The sequence below is a fragment of the Curtobacterium sp. RM9 genome, from assembly GCF_054956955.1.
In genome coordinates this window covers 3,086,142-3,106,535 of the sequence record NZ_CM143271.1, presented here as the reverse complement: position 1 = coordinate 3,106,535, position 20,394 = coordinate 3,086,142, and the positions used below count along the sequence as shown (strand labels likewise).

The following is a 20,394-nucleotide window of genomic DNA, read 5'->3' as shown; positions in this document are numbered from 1 at the left end:
ACGCGACGAGGCCCGGCGGGGCCCGCGCGTCGTCCTACGGCTGCAACCGCGCGACGTCCCAGGCGCCGCCGGCGGCGTGCGCGTACTGCAGGCGCCGGTGCATCCGGTCGCGGCTGCCGTGCCAGAACTCCACCACGTCCGGCTCCAACCGCCACGCCACCCACCCGTCGGGGCGGGGCACGTCGTCGTCGGACTCGTCGAGGAGCACGTTCGCGTCGTCGATGAGGTCCTGCAGCGTCCGGGGCTCGAGCACCGCGGACTGGTCGGCGATCGCGGTCGCCGCGCGGGACTTCGGGGACCGGTCGGCGAAGAGGGCATCGGACTCGGCGTCGGAGAGCTGCACGGCGCGGCCCTCGAACCGGAGCTGCTGCATCGTCTCGCGCCAGTAGACCTGCAGTGCGGCGTGCGGGTTCTCCCCGAGCTGCCGCCCCTTCGGGCTGAGTGTCGAGGTGCCGAACACGAGCCCACGGTCGTCGAGGCGCTTGACGTCGACGGTGCGCGCGCTGACCCGGCCGTCGGATCCCGCGGTCGCGAACGTCATCGACATGGGCTCGGACACCTCTCGCTCGGCGGCGTCGTCGAGCCACTTCCGGGCGAGGTCGATCGGCGAGGCGGGCGGGGCGTCGAACTCGGGCAGGAGCAGGGAGTCGTCACCGGACAGCGAAGCGGACATGCCCCCAGCCAACCGCGCTCGGCCGGTCCACGTCCAGGTCGGCGGGGGACGCCGGACGCGCGACGGCGTACGGACGACCGGTCGTCAGGGCGTCGGGACCTGCACCGAAACCAGCTCGCCGTCGCCGAGGTGCACGATCGCTGAACCCACCTGCACGCGGTCCACGATGCTGCTCCGGGGCAGCCGCAACCCGAGCAGGTCTCCCTCGGTGATCGCCTGCGGGCTGAGCAGCGCACCCGAGCGCGCACGCTTCATGTCGACCTGCCAGCCGGTGAAGCCGACCCCGAACTCGGCGGTCGAGCCACCCGCCACGATCGCCTGCCCGCGGTCTGCCGCACGCTTGACGAAGCCCTGCAGCCACGACTTCGCCGGTGCGTCCTTGACGAGCTCGGCATCGTCGATCACGAGCACGCGCCGACCGGGCTGCCCGTCGAACCACGGGGCGAGGAGGTCCTCTGTGAGGTCGGCCCCCTCGTGGGATGCGAGCACGCCGGGCTCGTCCGCGAGGGACCGGAGCGGTGACTGGCGCGGGGTGACGAGCACGACCTCGCCGCCCCCACGCAGCACCGAGCGGGTGATCGACAGCAGCACGCTGCTCCGGCCGGACTTCGGCGGCCCACCGACGACGAACGAGCCGGCGGCCGCCAGGTCGGGGCCGACGGCGGCGAGGTCGTCGCCACCGACGCCGACGAGGGCGAACAGGGCGGCATCGTCCGTCCGCATCTCCCACGCCCGGTCGAAGGGCACGGGCCCGGAGAGCTGATCGACGCGGAACGGTCGACGAGCACGTTCGACGCCGCGGTCGCGCTCGGTCGCGAAGGTCGCGAGGGCGGTGATCGCCGCCGCCTGCGACTGGCCGGTGCCGGCAGCCGCGAGCAGCGCCACCTGCGTCTCGGTACCCGTCTCGGACGCGAAGGCCCGACCGTCCGGGACCTGTTCCGGTAGCTTCCGCGGGTTGAGGGACGCCAGCCCGTAGTCGGCCCGGTCCGACAGGCGCAGGACCAGCTTGTCCTCCACCAGGGTGGCCATGCGGCTGGACAGCAGCTGCCGGTCGCCCGTCATGACCACGTGGATGCCGACGCTCGCGCCCTCGCGCAGCAGGGTCATCACCTGGTCGGTCGGTGCGCCGTGGTCGAGCTCACCGAGCGACCCGACGAAGCCCTCCCACCGGTCGAGCATGAAGACGACGTGGGGGAGCCGGCCGGTCGGCGAGACCGCCGCCGCACGCTGCTCGACGATGCTCGCGAACCCACCGTCGGCGAGTACCTGCTGCCGCCGCGCCAGCTCCTGGGTCAGCTTCGTGAGGAGCCGTTGCGCGCGCTCCGTCTGCACGCGCTGCACCACGGCACCCGTGTGCGGGAGTGCCTGCATCGGCAACAGCGCGCCGTTGCCGCAGTCGAGCGCGTACAGGTGCACGTCAGCGGTGGACGTGTTGCGCGCGATCGCCGCGGCGATCGTCCTGAGCACCTGCGACCGGCCGCTCCGGGGTGCCCCGATGACGGACAGGTGTCCGTCGGAGTCGAGGTCGAGGCTCCGCACGCGCTGTGCCTGCTCCGCGGGGAAGTCCTGGAGGGCGAACGGGAGCGGACTGACCCGTGCGTCCGCCGAACCGCCCTGGTCGAGTTCCCACGCCGTGTCGTTGACGTCGGTGAAGAGCAGCGTCTCCGGCAGCGCGTCGAGCCACGGTCGGTACGGTGCCGGACCGCCGAGCGTCGAGGACGCCTCGGTCACGGCCGCAACGAGCTCCTGCAGGTCGGTGCGGTCGTCGGCGCGCTGTTCCTCGGACCGAGGCGGCGTCGGCGGTGTCGTCCCGAGCGAGGACCACGCGACGGAGCCGACCCAGACGGAACGGCGGCGGTCCGACGTCAGGCCCGGTCGGCGACCGCCGACCCGGCCGGACTGGAACGGCAGCAGCGCGCCCGCGCCGAGGCGGATGTAGCCGCGGCCCGGCGTGCTCTTCTGGATCTGCGCCGCGTCGCCGGCGTCGATGACGTCGGTGCTCTCGCTGGAGTCCGTCACGCGCAGCGCGATGCGGAGGTTGGTGTTCGCCCGGATGTCGTTCGACACCACGCCCGTCGGGCGCTGCGTGGCGAGGATCAGGTGGATGCCGAGCGAGCGACCGCGCTGCGCGATGTTCACGAGACCGGTGACGAAGTCCGGGAGCTCGCGCACGAGACTCGCGAACTCGTCGATCACGATGAGCAGCCGCGGCATCGGCGGGAGCGGCTCACCCCGGCCGAGCCGTTCGACGTAGTCCTCGATGTCCTTTGCCGCGGCATCGGCGAGCAGGTGCTCGCGGCGACGGAGCTCGGCGCCGAGCGACTCGAGGGCGCGCTCGACGAGGTGGGTGTCGAGGTCGGTCACCATCCCGACGGTGTGCGGCAGGGGCGCGAAGTCGCGGAAGGCTGCGCCGCCCTTGTAGTCGATGAGGACGAAGTTCATCCCCTCGGGCGTGTTGGTCGCCGCGAGCGACGCGACGATCGTCTGCAGCAACTCGGACTTGCCAGAGCCGGTCGTGCCGGCGACCAGCCCGTGTGGACCGTCCCGCCGGAGGTCGAACGCGAACGGGCCGTCGAGACTCTCACCGACGACCACCTCGGTGGTGCGCGGCCGGGCACTCCACTTGCCGGTGATCGCCCTCGCCGTCGGCGGTTCGAGCAGCATGACGTCCAGCAGGCGGGATGCCGTCGGGAGCCCACCGGCGTCGCTCTCGTCGTCGGCGTCGACCATCGGTGCCAGGGCCCGGGCGACGGTCTCGAACCAGCCGTCCGGGATCCGGTCGGGGCGCACGTCCGCGATGGTCGCCTGCCGCTGGGCCGCGACCCGGATGCGTTCGGCACCGACGGTCACGACGACCGAGCACTCCTCGGGAAGGAGCCGCGCCTCGCCCTCGATGCAGATCGCGCGGACGCCGACGCCCGGTCCCTCCTTGAGGATCCGGATGAGGCCGGGGAGCGCGCGGAGTCTCCGGGCACCGTCCAGCACCACGACGACGTCGGGACCCGGGACGCCTCGCATGTTCGACTCGCGCATCGCCCGCTGCCGCACGTCGATGAGCTGCCCGAGCTCCGCCACGCGTGCTCCGAGGGACTCCGCGTCGTTGCCGATCGCGATGACCGCGTCCTGCCCGAAGCCCGGACGTGCCTGCGGGACCCAGCGGGTCCACGCCCACTCCTCCGCCGACTGCGCGTCGGTCAGCACCACGAACTGCGTGTCGCGGGGACTCTGCAGCACCGCGAGCTGCGCGACGAACCACGACGTCAGGTGTCGGGTGTGTTCCTCGCGACCGGCGACGCCGACCACGCCTCGTTCGGCGAGGTCGACGACCACCGGCACGTCCTCTGCCAGCTTGTCGACCGCGCGTCGGTGTTCCAACGCGGAGAGGTCCTCCAGCACCACCCCGGACGGGACGTCCGCGGTGCCGACGCGGAGCGTCAGGTAGTCGGGGTCGGTGCGACGGCGCTCCCACAGCCGGGCGCGACGTCGCACCGCGACGTCGAGGACGGTCGCCGGGTCGGGGGCGCTCGTCCGCAGCTCGCGCTGGTACCGCACCACTGCCTCCAGGGCGTCCGCCTCGACCGCCTTCTTGGTCTCCTCGTACTCTGCGACGCGCTGCCGGTGCGTCTTCTTGCCGTTCCGACGGTCCCACCAGGCGTTGCCGAACATGATGATCGGCGACATCAGCCCGAACGCGAGGTACGCGACGTTGTGGAAGATCGAGATCATCACGGCCGCCATGCCGAGCGGGGCGAGCGCGGCGATGATGGGGATGGAGCGACGGCTCTGCTGTCCGGGAGCGGCCGGCAGCTTGAAGACCGTCGGGTTCTCCTCCGGCAGCAGGCGCGGCGGTCGCGTGTAGTCGAGGGAACCGCCCCCCGGCGTCAGGGTGATCGCTGCGCGGTCCGCGTCCGGCACCGCGACGGAGAGCAGCGTGTCGCCGATGGTGACGATGCTGCCCGGTCCGACCGGCGTCTCGGTGTCGATCTCGGTGCGGTCGACGAGGACCCGCGACCCCTGGGTCGGGACCACCGTGAAGTGCCGGTTGAGGTCGAGCCGCAGCACCGCGGCGTAGTCGGGCGCGGATCGGTCTGGCAGCCGGACCGTGGCGTCCGGGGCCGACCCCACGTGCGCGATGCCCGCGTCGAGCACCACGACGGTGCCCGCACCGGGGCCGCCGACGATCCGGACGCTCGGCAGGTCGTCCGGCAGCGGGAGCACCGGAGCCGGGCCCCCGAAGGTCAGGCGTGCGCCCTCGAGGAGCACACCGTCGCCGACCCGGGCGTGCGGGGTCGTCGGCACGGCGTCGACCGCGACGTCGACGACCGGCGCGGCCCCCTGTCCGAGACGCCGGGCCACGACCTCGACGACCTCACCGAGGAGCGTGTCCTCGTCGCACTCGACGACGAAGTCGGCCGAGGCACCGGACGGCAGGTGCGCGGCGGTGAAGGTCACGCGCACGCGGAGTGCTCCGTGCTGTGGTCCGTGGTCGTCGCAGAGCGCCCCGACGAGGCCCCCCGCAGCGTCGTGCTGCCGCTCATGCGTCGATTCTCGCAGGTTCCCGCGGCGAGCGGGCCTGGTCGCGTCCGGCTCGTGGGAATGAGGACGGACTGGAGGCGCGGTGCAGGAACGCCTGTTCGTCCAGCCGGGTACGCGGTCACGGAGCAGACACGGTGGTCGCAGTGCCGTGCTCTTCCGTCCTCGTCACGCTGGGTCCGGAGTGACCAGCAGCCCGAGTGCGAACCGATCCACCAAGGGCGCAGTGAACGCCTCGTCCGCCCGCTTCGGGATGAAGGTGGTCAGAACCGCGGTCAGCGGATCCGGGAGTTGCTCGACGGGCTGGACCCAGCGGATCGTCGTGGAGGGGACCGCGCGTCGCAGGATCGAGCGAGCGGGCGTCTCCGTCCGGTCGAGGATCCGCGTCGCGCGACCGAGCGCCGTCGTGACGGTCGTCACATCGGGATCGATGGTCCGTTCGGCGAGCGGCACGAGCGCGTCGTCGACCGCTCGGCCGGCAGCATCGAGTCCGGGGAAGTACTGGACGACCGTGTACGCGAGCAGCTCGACCACCGGAGTGTCGGTCGTCAGGACGAAGAAGTCGTGAGCATCGACGTCGTCGCGGAGTCGAGCCAGTTCGGTCATGGCCCTCTGCAGTGATGCTTCGAGACGCTTCGGAACGGGCCCGTGGAGGTGGCTGACCACGTTCGCGGTCGCAGCGCGCGCGGTCGCGAGCGGGTCGCCCTCGACGAACTTCGTCCACGCATCGACGTAGTCGAACTCGAGTCCCACCAGGAGTTCTCCCCTTCTCGGCCACGGCCTCGATCGACTCCTGGAGACGACGCCGCCGGATGTTCCTGTCGTTGGCGAACTCCTCGCTCGCAGCGCCGCACGCCGACGAGTCGATGCTCGCCTCCGCGGCTGCCGCGGCAGTGCGTTCCGTCCCGTCACACCGAGAGCGATGGCCGGCGCCCGTGGGCACCGGCCATCACCGTCGAGTCCCGCTCTCAGCCGATGCTGGAGGCGAGCTGCTCGTCGGTCGACTCGAGCGTGTTCGCCGCGCTCTCGAGGAAGCCGGCCATGCCGTCGATCGCCTGGATCGTCTGCGTGGCACCGGAGTTGAACTCCGAGTAGGTGGCGTCGAAGGCCTTCGACGACTTGTCGGTGACGTACCCCGACGAGACGAGGTTGTCGATCTGGCTCTTGAGCTGGCTGAGCTGGTCCTCGATGGCCTTCTGGCCGTTGCGCAGCTGCGAAGCCTGGTTGCGGAGATCGTCGTAGGTGACGTTGACGTTTGCCATGTGCATACCCTCCCGATGCGGTATCTGATGTACCGGGAGCCCCCCGGCCGTTTCGACCATACTTGATCCGGTTGCATCTCGCACCGGTTCGGACGAGGAAGTGGACGAGGGGGAGGCCGTGGCTCGACGTCGGAAGGACGAGGAGACGCCGCACCGGCCCGTGGTGACGAGCGCCGAGGTCACGCGGGACCGCGAGGCCGGGTACCTGTCCCGGGCGTGGGTGCTGCCGTCTGCGCCGGCGTCCGACCGCACACCGGACACCGAGGTGCGGTCGGAGTACGCACTCCCCACGATCGGCGTCGTCCCGCGGCTCGTGCTCGAGGTCGGTCCCGGCGAGGTGGTCCCGTTGGACCACCCGGTGGTGCTCGGCCGTCGTGTCCCCACCGTCCCCGGCCGGCGCGCCGTGCTGCTGGACGACCCTGGGCGCTCGGTGTCGCGTGAGCACGCCGCCCTGCGTCCGACGGGCGACGGCGGCCTGGTCGTCGAGGACCTCGGCTCGGCGAACGGCACGGTCGTGGTGCGGGCGTCGGGGGCGCAGGAGGCGAGCATCGGCGGCGCGCAGGTCGTGGCACGGCCCGGCGACGTGGTGATGGTGGGCGACTACGCCGTCCGCGTCCTCGCTGGCTGAGCACGTCGCCCGACCCGCCGCATCGCACGGAGCAGCAGCGGCCCGGGCAGGCGCAGCGCCCACCCCGGGACGAGTGCGCGCGCGACGCGGACCGCACGCACGACCCGCCGGAAGCGCCGCCGTTCGCGCGGCCCCCACGCGAAGCCGTACGCCGTCCGCAGTTGCTCGGGCAGCATGCCGACGGTCACCACCCGGACGAGCGGCATCGCCGCGCGCACCCACAGCGGCGCGAACCGCGGGTGCAGCAGGTCGCGCACGACCCCGCGGGCGTCGTCGGTCACGTCGAGCGTCGGCAGGGTCGCCGCCCAGTACCGGTCGAAGTCGGCGACGGAGTCGAACCAGCCGTCCTCGGGCACGCGCAGTGCGGTGGCGATGGGTGCGTACGCCCGCAGGACCGCCTCGGCGACGTCGGGTGCGAGCGGCTCGGCGAGCAGGGCGTGGGTGGCGCGGGCGGAGTCGAACAGCGTGGCGGCCACCCACCGCTGCCGGGCGACGTCGTCGGCACCCGCGACCGGCCGGTGCGCGCGGTGCACGAACGCGGCGGCCGTCGCGGCGTCCGCCTCGCTGCCGATGACGACGGCGTAGACGAACATCAGCGTGTGGGCGAGCCGCTGCTGCGGCCGCCGGGCGAAGTCGGAGTGCCGGCGGACGCCGGCAGCCACGACCGGGTCGGCGATCTGCAGCAGGATGGCGCGGCCACCGGCCGCGACCGGCGTGCTGTCGGCCAGCAGTCGACGGAGGGCGCGGTCGTGGACGCGACCGCCCACCGGACGGGAGGCGCGAGGCACGTCCGGCACCGCGCCTCCAGACCGTCGGCGGGTCACCGTCGACCCCCGCGACGTCGCGTCCGTCGGCGGGGTGCGAGGTCGAACGCGAGGGCGGCAGCGAGGGCGAGGCCGCCGCTGGCCAGGGCGGGGACGAGCCAGCCGGGCCGGACCTCCGGCGAGCCGCTCGCGGCGAGCAGCGTGACCACCAGCCACACGGCGGGCAGCGGCCAGGCGTGTGCGACGGCTCCGGACACCACCGCGAGCGCGACGCCGGCGACGAGGAGCGGGAGCCAGACGGCGCCCGCGCCGGACTGCACACCGGTGTGCGCGGCGGCGGCGACCAGGAGCAGTGCCGCGAGGGCGACCAGCCGGGCCACCGCGGGCATGCGGCGGAGGCGGTCACGGACGACGCGGAGCACGGCCCGATCGTACTGGGCCGTGCTCCGCGGTCGTGGGGACGAGGTGCTCGTCAGAGGGGGCCGGAGCCGTCCTCGGTCGCGAGGTTGCGGCCGTCCTCGTCGGAGTCGTGCTCCCACAGGTCCGGCGAGCCCTCGACCGGCGCGCCTCCGGTGGGGCCGTCGTCGGTGCCGTCGCCCGGCTGCGGGTCGACCGTCTCACCGGCGACCGCGTCGTTGGTCACTGTCTCGAGGGAGTCCTCGGACTCGTCGACCTCGTACGGGCCCACGTGTTCGCGGTCGATGTCGTCCTCGCGGCGCTGCTGCGAGTCGAAGTCGTCGACCGGGCTGATGCCGGGGTCGCTCATGCGGTGTCCTTCCGTCGGGGGCTTCCTGTGTACGCCTCGTGGCTGCGGACGTCCTCGGCTCGGTGCGCGGGCCGCCAGGTCCCCGGGCGCTTGGCGCGGACGCCGTGCTGCCCGGGCCTGGCCGCTTCGCACGGTGTTCACCTGCGGGCCACCTCCGGGTCACGGGAGCGAGGCACACTTCCCGTGCTCGGGGGAGTGGAGCGCGGTCGCCGACGGGTGGTCGAGCGACCGCGCCTTCCCCTGCACGGGCACCGGTCAGACGCGCTCGAGCAGGTGCCGCTCCTCGACGTCGGCCAGGCCGAGCGTCTTGTACCCGGCGGACTCGAAGAACACCGTCACGCGGTCGTCCTCGGTGCTCATCACGGTGCCGCGGCCCCACTGTGCGTGCTCGACCGGCGACTCCGGCGGCCAGGCGTCGTCGTTCGCCCCGTCCGCTCCGTGGGCGTCGTCGTCGTAGGCGGTCCCGGACGTGCAGGTGTCGCAGTTGCCGCAGGGCTCGGCGAGCTCGTCGCCGAAGTACCCCAGCAGGAACTGCCGGCGGCAGCCGGACGTCTCGGCGAACCGGCGCATCATCGCGATCCGGGACTCCTCGATCTCCTCGCGCTCCTTCGCCTGCGCCTTCGCGAGGTCGGCCGCCGCATCGGCGTCGGTCGGGCCGTCCGGTCGACGGCGCAGGCCGTCCTCGCCGTCGTCGAGCGCGCCGGCGTCGACGAGCGCGTTGGCCGACCGTCCCGCGGTGCGCGCGGCCAGTCCGGAGCGCTCGGCGAGCTCCGACCGGGCCAGGGATCCGTCGGCGGGGACGGCGTCGAACACGGCACGGAGCGACGCGGGTCGCGGCGAGCCGGACGCGAAGAAGCGGCGGAGTCCGAGGTCCTCGGCGCGGTAGTGCATGGTGGCGAGCCCGACGTCACCGTCGCGCCCGGCACGACCGACCTCCTGGTAGTAGGCGTCGACGGACTCGGGGACGTCGGCGTGCACGACGAACCGGACGTCGGGCTTGTCGATCCCCATGCCGAACGCGCTCGTGGCGACGACCACGTCGAGGTCGCCGTCGAGGAACTCGTGGTGCACCTGCTCGCGGTCGCGGACACGGAGACCGGCGTGGTAGCCCTTCGCCCGGCGGCCGCTCTCCACGAGTTCGTCCGCGTAGACCAGGGTCTCGGCGCGGGTGGCGACGTAGACGATGCCGACTCCCTCGAGCCCGACGACCTGTTCCACCACGGCCTCGCGCTTCGACTCGTCGTCCGCGTGCCGGACCACCTCGAAGCGCAGGTTCGGCCGGTCGAAGCCGGTGGCGACGACGAGCGGGTCGCGCATGCCGAGCCGCTCGACGATCTCGGCGCGCACGGGCGCGGACCCGGTGGCGGTCATCGCGAGGACCGGGGGGCGCCCGAGCCGTTCGATCACCTCGCCGAGCACGAGGTAGTCGGGGCGGAAGTCGTGGCCCCAGCTCGACACGCAGTGCGCCTCGTCGACGGTGACGAGGGCGACGCCGGCCTCGCGGAGGCGGTCGACGACCTCGTCCTTCGCGAGCTGCTCGGGGGCGAGGAAGACGTAGCGGGCCTCGCCGGAGGCGACCGCGTCCCAGGCGTCGGTGAGTTCGCGTGCGCCGCGGGTGGCGTTGATCGTGACCGCGCGGGGTGCGTCCGGGTGGTCCTCGATGCCGACGACCTGGTCCTCCTGCAGGGCGACGAGCGGCGAGACGACGACGACCGCGCCGTCGAGGGCGAGGGCTGCGACCTGGTAGATCGCGGACTTCCCGGAGCCCGTCGGCATGAGCGCCAGGGCGTCGCGGCCGTCGAGCACGGCGTCGACGACCTGCTCCTGCTCGGGGTGCAGGGTCCAGCCGAAGACGTCGGCGGTACGGGTACGGAGTTGCTTGTCCACCCGTCGACCGTGCCCGTCGCTCGCTGGTGGGTCGCTCGGCACTGCGTCCCCCGGCCACCCGGACCGAGGGACCAGTCGCCCGGACCGGGGGGAGCCGGCCGCCCGGACCGGGAGCCGGTCGTCCGGCCCGGTGAGCCGTCCACCCGGCGGCGGTATGGTGGGCGCGGCCGTTGTCTCGACATCGAGCGACCCTCGATGGTGAGTGCGACCCGATGACCGATGCCGATCGCACGAACCGTGCGGGAAGAAGAACAGCGTGGATCTTTTCGAGTACCAGGCCAGGGACCTCTTCGAGTCCTACGGCGTCCCTGTGCTGCAGGGCATCACCGCCGACACCCCCGAGGAGGCGAAGGCGGCCGCCGAGCGGATCGGCGGCGTGGTCGTCGTCAAGGCGCAGGTGAAGGTCGGCGGTCGCGGCAAGGCCGGCGGTGTGAAGGTCGCGAAGACCCCGGACGAGGCGTACGAGCACGCGAAGGCGATCCTCGGCCTCGACATCAAGGGACACACGGTGCAGCGCGTGATGGTCGCCCAGGGCGCCGACATCGCCGAGGAGTTCTACTTCTCGGTGCTGCTCGACCGGGCGAACCGCTCGTACCTGTCGCTCGTCAGCGTCGAGGGCGGCATGGAGATCGAGCAGCTCGCGGTCGAGAAGCCCGAGGCGCTCGCGCGCGTCGAGGTGAACCCCCTCACCGGCATCAACAAGGAGGCGGCGCTCGACATCGCACGTCAGGCGGGCTTCCCCTCCGGGCTCCAGGACCAGGTCGCTGACGTCTTCGTGAAGCTGTACGACGTCTTCGCGGGCGAGGACGCCACCCTCGTCGAGGTGAACCCGCTCGTCCGGACCGGCGACGGTCAGATCCTCGCGCTCGACGGCAAGGTCTCGCTCGACGAGAACGCCGACTTCCGCCACGAGGCGCACAAGGACCTCGAGGACACCGCGAGCGAGGACCCGCTCGAGGCGAAGGCGAAGCAGCACGGCCTGAACTACGTGAAGCTCGACGGCGAGGTCGGCGTGATCGGCAACGGCGCTGGGCTCGTCATGTCGACGCTCGACGTCGTCGCCTACGCCGGTGAGCGCCACGGCGGCGTGAAGCCCGCGAACTTCCTCGACATCGGCGGCGGCGCCTCGGCCGAGGTCATGGCGAACGGCCTCGACGTCATCCTCGGTGACCCGCAGGTGAAGAGCGTCTTCGTCAACGTCTTCGGCGGCATCACCGCCTGCGACGCCGTCGCGAACGGCATCGTCGCCGCGCTCGGCATCCTCGGCGACGCGGCCACCAAGCCGCTCGTCGTCCGCCTCGACGGCAACAACGTGGACGAGGGACGTCGGATCCTGGCGGAGGCGGCGCACCCGCTCGTCACCGTCGCCGAGACCATGGACGATGCGGCCGAGCAGGCCGCCGAGCTCGCCGCGGCCGCGGCGTAAGGAGCACCAGAGCAATGTCGATCTTCCTCAACAAGGACTCGAAGGTCATCGTCCAGGGCATCACCGGCGGCGAGGGCACGAAGCACACCGCGCTCATGCTCAAGGCCGGCACGCAGGTCGTCGGTGGCGTGAACGCCCGCAAGGCGGGTACGACCGTCACGCACGGTGACGTCGAGCTGCCGGTGTTCGGCTCGGTGCGCGAGGCCATCGACACCACCGGTGCCGACGTCTCGATCGTCTTCGTCCCGCCGGCGTTCGCGAAGGACGCCGTGATGGAGGCCATCGACGCCGAGATCCCGCTCGTCGTCGTGATCACCGAGGGCATCCCCGTGCAGGACTCCGCCGCCTTCTGGGCGCACGCGAAGGCCCTCGGCGGCAAGACCCGCATCATCGGCCCGAACTGCCCCGGCATCATCACGCCGGGGGAGTCGCTCGTCGGCATCACCCCGGCGACGATCACCGGCAAGGGCCCGATCGGCCTGGTCTCGAAGTCCGGCACGCTGACCTACCAGATGATGTACGAGCTCCGTGACCTGGGCTTCTCGACCGCCATCGGCATCGGCGGCGACCCGGTCATCGGGACGACGCACATCGATGCGCTCGCCGCGTTCGAGGCCGACCCCGAGACCGAGGCGATCGTGATGATCGGCGAGATCGGCGGCGACGCCGAGGAGCGCGCGGCCGACTACATCAAGGCGCACGTCACGAAGCCGGTCGTCGGGTACGTCGCGGGCTTCACCGCCCCCGAGGGCAAGACCATGGGCCACGCCGGTGCGATCGTCTCCGGATCCGCCGGTACCGCAGAGGCGAAGAAGCAGGCGCTCGAAGCGGCGGGCGTGAAGGTCGGCAAGACGCCGTCCGAGACGGCCGCGCTGCTTCGCGAGGTGGTCGCCGCGCGCTAGCGGCACACGACGCGACCACGGGTCGGACGGGAGGCGCGGTGCCGGCTGGCACCGCGCCTCCCGTCCGTCTTCCTCCCGCCGTTACTCCTGGCGCTGTCCACTGTCCGCAGTCGCCTCGTTCTGGGGGTACGCGGGCCGCTGGGTGCGCCGTCCCCGACTGCCAGGATGAGCGCGCATCGTCCACAGAACGAGAGACCCGAACTCCATGCACGCACTCCGTTCACGCGCGCTCGCGGCCGGCATCGCCCTCGGCACCATCGCCGGGGCCGCACTCGTCGGCACGGCCATCCCGGCGTCCGCCGCGTCGCAGGACGACTCACAGGGCTTCCCGGCCTCCGGCAATGTGCAGACCTTCACGGTCCCTCCCGGTGTCTCCGAGATCTACGTCGACATCGCGGGTGCGCAGGGTGGCGCCGGCTACGGCGCCGGTGCCGCTGGTGCCGAACTGACGGGCACGCTGTCGGTCATCCCGGGTCAGCAGCTGAACATCCTCGTCGGCACCATGGGTGCCAACGGACAGCAGTACTCGAGCGGTGGCGGCGGTGGTGGCGGTTCGTTCATCTACACGACCCCCGACCAGGCCGGCATCCTCGCGGTCGCCGGTGGCGGCGGCGGCACCGGCTCGAACCGGTACGGCTTCGCCGCCTCGACCACCACGGCGGGCGTGACCGGCGACAACGGCGGCGGCGCCGGTGGGACCGGCGGGTCCGGCGGCTCGGGCGCGTCCAGCGCCGGCGGCGGCGGTCTGCTCAGCGGCGGGACCGGACAGGGCGCGGGCGCCTCCCTCGCCGCCGGTGGCGCCGGTGGTGCCGGTGGACGGGCCGGCGGGTTCGGCGGTGGCGGGGCGTCCAGCTCGGTCGCTGGCGGCGGCGGCGGCGGCTACAGCGGTGGCGGTGCCGGACAGTTCGCGAACGGCGGCGCCGGCGGTGGCGGTGGCGGCGGGTCGTACTTCGCGGGCGCCCTCAGCGGTGCCGTTGCGAACCACGGTGGCAACGGCTCCGTCACGTTCTCCTGGCCGTCCAAGCTCACCCTCGTGTCGCCCGCCTCGGGCTTCCCGGGAGACCGGATCACCATCACCGGGTCGGGTCTCCAGGGAGCCTCCGTGTCCGTGGCCGGCGTCCGCGCGCCGGTGCAGTCGTCCTCGGAGACCGAGATCGTGGCCACGGTCCCGGCGCAGCCGCAGCCTCTGTACGGCGCGCAGCGGGTCGACGTCCGGATGGTCAGCGGTCTCTCCTACCCGGTGGTCGGGGCCTTCACGTACACGCCGGCGCCGACGGTCTCCTCGGTCAGCCCCGGAACGGTGCAGCGGGGGTACCCCGTCACGATCGCGGGCAACGGGTTCACCGGCACGACCGGCGTCTCCTTCGGCAGCTACCCGGCCGGCTCCTTCACGGTCGTGTCCGACACCTCGATCACGGCGTCGATCTCCGCCGCCCTGCCCGCGAGCACCGTCGACGTCCGCGTCACGAACCCGAGCGGCACGAGCGCGACCGGTCCGGGTGACCAGGTCACCGTCCAGCCGGCGACGGTCGTCGTCAGTCCGGCGACCCTCGCCTCGGCGACGTCCGGTGTGGCGTACGACCAGACGCTCACTGCGAGTGGGAGCACCTCGCCGTACGCCTTCTCCGTCACGGCCGGAACCCTGCCGCCGGGTGTGACGCTCTCGCCGCTCGGCAGACTGATCGGGACGCCCACCGTGGCGGGGGCGTTCACGTTCACCGCCACGGCCAACTCCTCGGACGTCGACGGCACACGGGGATCACGGAGCTACGCCCTCGTGGTGGCCGAACCCGTGCCGACCGTCAGCAGCATCACGCCGGCGTCGGGCTCCGTCTCCGGCGGCACCGACGTGACCATCACCGGGACGGGGTTCTCCGGACCCACGACGGTCTCGTTCGGGGACACCACGGTCACCGCCGTCGTCGACTCCCCGACCTCGATCACCGCGACCAGCCCCCGTGCGACCGAGCCGGGCCCGGTCGACGTGGTGGTCACGTCGGCCGGCGGGCCGAGCGCCACCTCCGCAGCTGCCCGGTTCACCTACTCGGCCCCGGTCGTCACCGTCACGCCCGGGACGCTGCCCGACGGCAAGCAGGGGGAGCCGTACTCGCAGGAGTTCGCGGCGTCCGGTGACCAGAGCGCCACGCACCGCTTCTCGATCACCGCCGGCTCGCTGCCGGACGGGTTGACACTCGCCGAGAACGGCACGCTCGCCGGCACGCCGACCGAGCAGGGCACCTTCGACGTCACGGTGACCGCGACCGGAGCCGACGGCTACCGCGGTTCGGTCGAGGTCGGCCTGGTGGTCGCGTCGTCCGCGCCGACCGTGACCGCAGTATCCCCGGCGTCGGGCCATGCCGGCCAGACCGTCACGGTCACCGGCACCGACCTCACCGGGGCCACCGTGACCGTCGGCGGCGTGGACGCATCGGTCGACACGACGGCGACGAACACCGCCGGCTCCCTGTCCGTGGTCGTGCCCGTCGCCGCCGCGCGTGCCGCGGGTGACGCGGTGGACGTCACCGTCACGAACCGCTGGGGCTCGGCGACGGCCGCGCAGTCGTTCACCTACGAGACCACCCCCGCCCTCGTGCTCGACCCGGCCTTCGACCAGGGCGACCGCGTCGTGGGTGCCCGGGTGCGGATCGTGGCGTCCGGCTTCGCAGCGGGCGAGGCCGTCACGGCCGTCGTGCACTCGACGCCGACCACGCTGTTCACCGGGACCACCGACGCCACCGGGTCCCTCGACCAGGAGGTCACGCTGCCCGCACTCGAGGCAGGGAGCCACGAGCTCGTCGTCACCGCCGGCGACCGTGCGGCGCACCTCTGGTTCGCCGTCGACCGCTCCGGCGTCGTCACCGGCCTGTCGGCAGTGGGGCCGGTGCAGCCCGTCATCGGGTCGATGCCGCCTGCGTCGGCGCCGGGCAGCGCGTCCGGACCGACGGCGCCTGGCGCCCTCGCGTTCACCGGCGCAGACGTCAGCGGACCGCTCGCCGCGGGCGGGCTCCTGCTGTTCCTCGGTTTCGGGGTGCTGGTGGCCGCTCGCCGCCGTCGGACGGCTCGCTGACAGGACGCGACCACGGGTCGGACGGGAGGCGCGGTGCCGGCTGGCACCGCGCCTCCCGTCCGTCTGCGCCCGGCCTGAGTCTCCGGGCCGGCCGCGCGGCGAGGTCGCGGCGGCGACGGCGGGACGTATCCTCGCTGCGATGAACCGCCTGGGAACCGCACTGCTCGCCGCGATCGAGGCGGTCGTGACGGTCGGTGTCGGCCTCGGGATCGCCGTCGTGCCGCTGACGCTGCTCTGGGGGTTCGAGTACGGACTCCAGGTCGACTGGGACGTCTTCTGGACCGCCGCGGGCAGCGTCTGGCTCGTCGGGCACGGCGTGGACGTGTCCTTCGTGCTCGGCTCGGCCCTCGCGAAGTCGTCCGGGGTGAGCGGCGCCGCGGACCCGATCCACGTCACGCTCGCCGCCCTCGGGTTCGCGATGGTCACCGCCTGGCTCGGCGGACGCGCCGGACGACGGTTCGCGGAGACCGAGCACCGCACGACCGGCCTGGTCGTCGGTACCGCCGCGGTCGCGGTCCTCGGACTCGCCGTCGCGTTGTCGACGAGGACCGCCGCGGTCGACGCCGTCGTCTGGCAGGCCGTCGTGTTGCCCGCACTCTGGTTCGGCGTCCCCGCCCTCGTCACCTCCGAGGTGTGCCGACGCCGTCGCGGCCTGCCCGCCGACGCCCTCACGCAGCGCGTGCTCGACCAGGTCGACCGCGTCCCCGCCGTCTGGCGCGCCGTCGTCGGGTTCGGACTCCGTGCCGGGACCGCCGCCACCGCCGCGGTGGTCGCGGTCGCCGGGATCGTCGTCACCCTCCTGCTGTTCACCTCGTTCGCCGAGGTCATCGCGCTCTACGAGCGCTCGCACGCGGGGGTCGTCGGCGGCATCGCGCTCACCGTCGGACAGCTCGCCTTCCTGCCGGACTTCGTGGGCTGGGCGGTCGCCTGGATCGTCGGCCCCGGGTTCGCGATCGGCACCGGGTCGAGCGTCTCGCCGGTCGGCACCGTCCTCGGCCCGATCCCCGGGCTGCCGGTGTTCGGCGCGCTGCCCGCCTCGGGGCACACCTTCGGGCTCGTCTGGGTCCTCGTGCCGGTGATCGCCGGGTTCGTGGTCGGCGGTCTCCTCCGCCCGCGGCTCGTCCGCGCGCTGGGCAGCGCCGACACCGCGCTGCACCGGGCACTCGGCGGCATCGCCGCGGGTGTCGTCGCCGGGCTGCTCGCGGGCGGGACCGCCTGGCTCACGTCGGGGTCGTTCGGCCCCGGACGGCTCGCCGACGTCGGACCGCACGCGTTCGTCGTCGGCGCGTTCGCGGCGCTCGAGGTCGGCCTGCCGGCAGCGGTGGCCCTGGCGATCGGGAGCGACCTCGTCCGGCTGCCCGCTGGTGGCTTCGGTCGCGAGCGCTGGCACGGGGACGAGGACGAGGGCTCGGCGGACGCCGACGCCCGGTCCGACGCCGACGCCCGGTCGGACGCCGACGATCTCCGGACGGGATCGCTGCTCGCCGCGCTCGACGAGGCCGGGGCCGGGCGCACCACCGAGGTGCACCGCTTCGTGGTCGAGGAGGCGCACGGGGAGCCGACCAGCGCGGGCGTCCACCCCGGCGATCCGGACGGGTCTCCCGCCGGTGGGCCCCTCGCTACCGGCAGCCCGACCACCGCCGACGCCGCCCCGGGCAGCGCCCCGTCCGTCGTCCCCGCACCGGTGCACGCCGAGACGGACGTCCCGCTGCCCGAGTGGGCGCGCACCGACGTGGTCGCCGCCGACCGGCTCGCCGACGCCCCCGTTCCCCGCGCCGGTGCGGGGCGTGGCGGAGCCCTCCGGGACCGGCTGCGCGGTGCCGCCGACGGTCTCCGCGACCGTGCGGAGGGGCTCCGCGACCGCGTGACCGGTGCTGACGCCGTCCACGACGAGGGGGCACCGGCGGCGACCTCCGCTCCGACGGACTCCGACCCGGAGCACACCGACGCACAGCCCGCGTTCCCGTGGAGCACCGAGGAGTTCGTCGCCGGGCGGGACGACGCCGACGCCGACGCCGACGCTCCCGCACCTCGGCCGTCGGGTGCCCAGGGGGCCCCGACGTGGGACCGCACCGACCAGATCCCCGAGGACGAGCTGCCCTGGTGGCGGAAGCCGTCCGACCGACGCTGACGCACGGCCGTCGCACACCACCCGGTCGCCGGTAGGGTTGTCACCGTGCTCGAACTGGTCGTCCTGATCTCCGGTACCGGCTCGAACCTCCGGGCCCTCCTCGACGCGACCCTCGACGCCGAGTACCCGGCACGGGTCGTCGCCATCGGAGCCGACCGCGACGCCGAGGGCCTCGGTCTCGGCGAGGAGTACGGGATCCCCACCTTCACGGTGCCGTTCTCGCGCTTCGCCACGCGTGCGGAGTGGGGTGCCGAGCTCGCCGCGCAGATCCGCACGTGGACCCCGGACCTGCTCGTGCTGTCCGGCCTCATGCGCCTGCTGCCGCCTGCCGTGGTTTCGGAGTTCGGCCCCGCGATCATCAACACCCACCCGGCGTACCTGCCCGAGTTCCCCGGCGCGCACGGCGTGCGGGACGCCCTCGCGGCCGGCGTCACCGAGACCGGCGCGAGCGTCATCCAGGTCGACGACGGCGTCGACAGCGGCCCGATCCTCGCGCAGGAGCGTGTGCCGGTGCTGCCGGGCGACTCCGAGTCGACGCTCCACGACCGCATCAAGCCCGTCGAGCGACGGCTCCTCATCCAGACCATCCTCGACATCGCCAACGGCACCACCGACCTGAAGGGCACCCCGAGCGCATGAGCGTGCACGCAGCCGACCCCAGCCTGTACCGCGACCGGGACGTCGTGCCCGTGCGTCGCGCGCTCATCTCGGTGAGCGACAAGTCCGGCCTGCTCGAGCTCGCCGGAGCGCTCGCCGACGCGGGCGTCGAGCTCGTCTCGACGGGCTCCACGGCGCAGACGATCCGCGACGCCGGGTACCAGGTGACCGACGTCGCGAGTGTGACCGGCTTCCCGGAGTCGCTCGACGGTCGCGTGAAGACGCTGCACCCGTCCGTGCACGCGGGCCTGCTCGCCGACCTGCGTCTCGAGTCGCACGAGCAGCAGCTCGCCGACCTGGGCATCGCGCCGTTCGAGCTCGTGGTCGTGAACCTCTACCCGTTCGTCGAGACGGTGGCCTCGGGCGCCGACGCCGCGACCGTCGTCGAGAACGTCGACATCGGCGGCCCGGCCATGGTCCGCGCGTCGGCGAAGAACCACCCGAACGTGGCGATCGTCGTCTCGCCGTCCGCCTACGCCGAGGTCGTCGAGGCCGTCCGCGCCGGCGGCACGACCCTCGCGCTCCGCAAGCGGCTCGCGGCGCAGGCCTTCGCGCACACCGCCGCGTACGACACCGCGGTGGCGAGCTACTTCGCGACCGACGTCGTCGAGCAGACCGCGGCGAGCGACGTCGAGACCCCCGGCTCCTTCGACGCGACGCTCGCGTTCCGCGCCGACCTCGCGGCGACGCTCCGCTACGGCGAGAACGCCCACCAGGCCGCTGCGCTCTACACACAGGCCGGGGGGACCGGCATCGCACAGGCGACGCAGCTGCACGGCAAGGAGATGTCGTACAACAACTACGTCGACGCCGACGCGGCGGTCCGTGCCGCCTACGACTTCGACGAACCGGCCGTGGCGATCATCAAGCACGCGAACCCGTGCGGCATCGCGGTCGCCCCGGTGGACGCCGCCGACCCGATCGCGTCGGCGCACGCGGCCGCCCACGCCTGCGACCCGCTGTCGGCGTTCGGCGGGGTGATCGCCGCGAACCGTCCGGTCACCAGGACGATGGCCGAGACCGTCGCCGACATCTTCACCGAGGTGGTCGTCGCGCCGGGCTTCGACCCCGAGGCGGTCGAGATCCTGTCCCGCAAGAAGAACATCCGCCTGCTCACGCTGCCGGCCGACTTCGCCCTCGCCGAGCGCGAGGTCAAGCAGATCTCCGGCGGCTTCCTCGTGCAGGACGCCGACCGCTTCACCGCCTTCGACCAGTCCACCTGGACCCTGGTGGCGGGCGAGCCGGCGGACGAGCAGACCCTGGCCGACCTGGCGTTCGCGTGGAAGGCGAGCCGCGCGGTGAAGTCGAACGGCATCCTGCTGGCGAACCAGGGGGCGAGCGTCGGCGTGGGCATGGGCCAGGTCAACCGCGTCGACTCGTGCCACCTCGCGGTGCAGCGAGCGGGCGAGCGTGCCGCGGGCAGCGTCGCGGCGTCGGACGCGTTCTTCCCGTTCGCCGACGGGCTGCAGGTGCTGCTCGACGCCGGGGTCCGCGCCGTGGCGCAGCCCGGGGGCAGCGTCCGCGACGACGAGGTGATCGCGGCGGCCCAGGCTGCCGGCGTGACGATGTACCTCACGGGCGAGCGACACTTCTTCCACTGAGTCGATCTACCTCGGACCCGTTGCGCGGCACGGAGGACCGTGAATAGTCTGTAAGGCTCCGCGGCAGACACCGACGATCCCTCCGGACCGGCGGCAC

Annotated in this window: 15 protein-coding genes; 7 read left to right on the top strand and 8 right to left on the bottom strand. The window is 73.2% G+C overall.

The features are described 5' to 3' along the window. Positions 1-34 precede the first annotated feature (34 nt). The 4 genes from ACY3FI_RS14720 to ACY3FI_RS14705 form a co-directional block, all read right to left on the bottom strand. Positions 35-673: a pyridoxal 5'-phosphate synthase gene (locus ACY3FI_RS14720; RefSeq protein ID WP_462548356.1), complete on the bottom strand. Its 639-nt coding sequence runs from the start codon at positions 671-673 to the stop codon at positions 35-37. A gap of 84 nt (positions 674-757) precedes the next feature. Next, positions 758-5,131: a type VII secretion EssC family protein gene (locus ACY3FI_RS14715; RefSeq protein WP_462548355.1), complete on the bottom strand. Its 4,374-nt coding sequence runs from the start codon at positions 5,129-5,131 to the stop codon at positions 758-760. 243 nt (positions 5,132-5,374) lie between these two features. Continuing rightward, on the bottom strand, positions 5,375-6,118 hold the full coding sequence (locus ACY3FI_RS14710; protein ID WP_462548354.1) for a hypothetical protein: 744 nt from the start codon (positions 6,116-6,118) through the stop codon (positions 5,375-5,377). Between the two features lie 56 nt (positions 6,119-6,174). Continuing rightward, positions 6,175-6,468, bottom strand: a complete 294-nt coding sequence (locus ACY3FI_RS14705; RefSeq protein WP_058725445.1) for a WXG100 family type VII secretion target — start codon at positions 6,466-6,468, stop codon at positions 6,175-6,177. Positions 6,469-6,586: 118 nt separating this feature from the next. Here ACY3FI_RS14705 and ACY3FI_RS14700 point away from each other — a divergent pair, with 118 nt between their 5' ends. Beyond that, positions 6,587-7,096 (top strand): FHA domain-containing protein, encoded by a 510-nt coding sequence (locus tag ACY3FI_RS14700; protein WP_462548353.1) that lies wholly within the window; start codon positions 6,587-6,589, stop codon positions 7,094-7,096. Here the strand turns inward: ACY3FI_RS14700 and ACY3FI_RS14695 are convergent. From ACY3FI_RS14695 to ACY3FI_RS14680, 4 genes are all read right to left on the bottom strand, one after another. Beyond that, entirely contained in the window at positions 7,069-7,893 is an 825-nt protein-coding gene (locus tag ACY3FI_RS14695) for an oxygenase MpaB family protein (RefSeq protein ID WP_462548352.1), read from the bottom strand. The two genes, ACY3FI_RS14700 and ACY3FI_RS14695, sit on opposite strands and share 28 nt — an antisense overlap. A 23-nt stretch (positions 7,894-7,916) precedes the next feature. After that, on the bottom strand, positions 7,917-8,282 hold the full coding sequence (locus ACY3FI_RS14690) for a hypothetical protein (protein WP_462548351.1): 366 nt from the start codon (positions 8,280-8,282) through the stop codon (positions 7,917-7,919). Between the two features lie 50 nt (positions 8,283-8,332). After that, positions 8,333-8,626, bottom strand: coding sequence for a hypothetical protein (locus ACY3FI_RS14685; RefSeq protein ID WP_462548350.1), 294 nt, complete (start codon positions 8,624-8,626; stop codon positions 8,333-8,335). Positions 8,627-8,881: 255 nt separating this feature from the next. Beyond that, entirely contained in the window at positions 8,882-10,513 is a 1,632-nt protein-coding gene (locus tag ACY3FI_RS14680; RefSeq protein ID WP_462548349.1) for a RecQ family ATP-dependent DNA helicase, read from the bottom strand. A 256-nt stretch (positions 10,514-10,769) separates the two neighbouring features. Here ACY3FI_RS14680 and sucC point away from each other — a divergent pair, with 256 nt between their 5' ends. The 6 genes from sucC to purH all read left to right on the top strand — a co-directional run bounded on the left by sucC (position 10,770) and on the right by purH (position 20,297). After that, positions 10,770-11,939 (top strand): ADP-forming succinate--CoA ligase subunit beta, encoded by a 1,170-nt coding sequence (gene sucC, locus ACY3FI_RS14675; RefSeq protein WP_462548348.1) that lies wholly within the window; start codon positions 10,770-10,772, stop codon positions 11,937-11,939. A 14-nt stretch (positions 11,940-11,953) separates the two neighbouring features. Next, positions 11,954-12,841, top strand: coding sequence for a succinate--CoA ligase subunit alpha (sucD, locus tag ACY3FI_RS14670; protein WP_462548347.1), 888 nt, complete (start codon positions 11,954-11,956; stop codon positions 12,839-12,841). A 205-nt stretch (positions 12,842-13,046) separates the two neighbouring features. Continuing rightward, on the top strand, positions 13,047-15,908 hold the full coding sequence (locus ACY3FI_RS14665; RefSeq protein WP_462548346.1) for an IPT/TIG domain-containing protein: 2,862 nt from the start codon (positions 13,047-13,049) through the stop codon (positions 15,906-15,908). A 139-nt stretch (positions 15,909-16,047) separates the two neighbouring features. Then, complete coding sequence (locus ACY3FI_RS14660; protein WP_462548345.1) at positions 16,048-18,039, top strand: cell division protein PerM; 1,992 nt, start codon at positions 16,048-16,050, stop codon at positions 18,037-18,039. 45 nt (positions 18,040-18,084) lie between these two features. After that, entirely contained in the window at positions 18,085-18,678 is a 594-nt protein-coding gene (purN, locus tag ACY3FI_RS14655; RefSeq protein ID WP_462548344.1) for a phosphoribosylglycinamide formyltransferase, read from the top strand. Further along, complete coding sequence (purH, locus tag ACY3FI_RS14650; RefSeq protein WP_462548343.1) at positions 18,675-20,297, top strand: bifunctional phosphoribosylaminoimidazolecarboxamide formyltransferase/IMP cyclohydrolase; 1,623 nt, start codon at positions 18,675-18,677, stop codon at positions 20,295-20,297. The genes purN and purH overlap by 4 nt, the downstream gene beginning before the upstream one ends. Positions 20,298-20,394 lie beyond the last annotated feature (97 nt).

Excerpts from the sequence above, each read along its gene's own strand:
- purH (WP_462548343.1), top strand. The coding sequence starts at position 18,675 with ATGAGCGTGCACGCAGCCGACCCCAGCCTGTACCGCGACCGGGACGTC.
- ACY3FI_RS14705 (WP_058725445.1), bottom strand. The coding sequence starts at position 6,468 with ATGGCAAACGTCAACGTCACCTACGACGATCTCCGCAACCAGGCTTCG.
- ACY3FI_RS14720 (WP_462548356.1), bottom strand. The coding sequence starts at position 673 with ATGTCCGCTTCGCTGTCCGGTGACGACTCCCTGCTCCTGCCCGAGTTC.
- ACY3FI_RS14665 (WP_462548346.1), top strand. The coding sequence starts at position 13,047 with ATGCACGCACTCCGTTCACGCGCGCTCGCGGCCGGCATCGCCCTCGGC.
- ACY3FI_RS14685 (WP_462548350.1), bottom strand. The coding sequence starts at position 8,626 with ATGAGCGACCCCGGCATCAGCCCGGTCGACGACTTCGACTCGCAGCAG.
- sucD (WP_462548347.1), top strand. The coding sequence starts at position 11,954 with ATGTCGATCTTCCTCAACAAGGACTCGAAGGTCATCGTCCAGGGCATC.
- ACY3FI_RS14660 (WP_462548345.1), top strand. The coding sequence starts at position 16,048 with ATGAACCGCCTGGGAACCGCACTGCTCGCCGCGATCGAGGCGGTCGTG.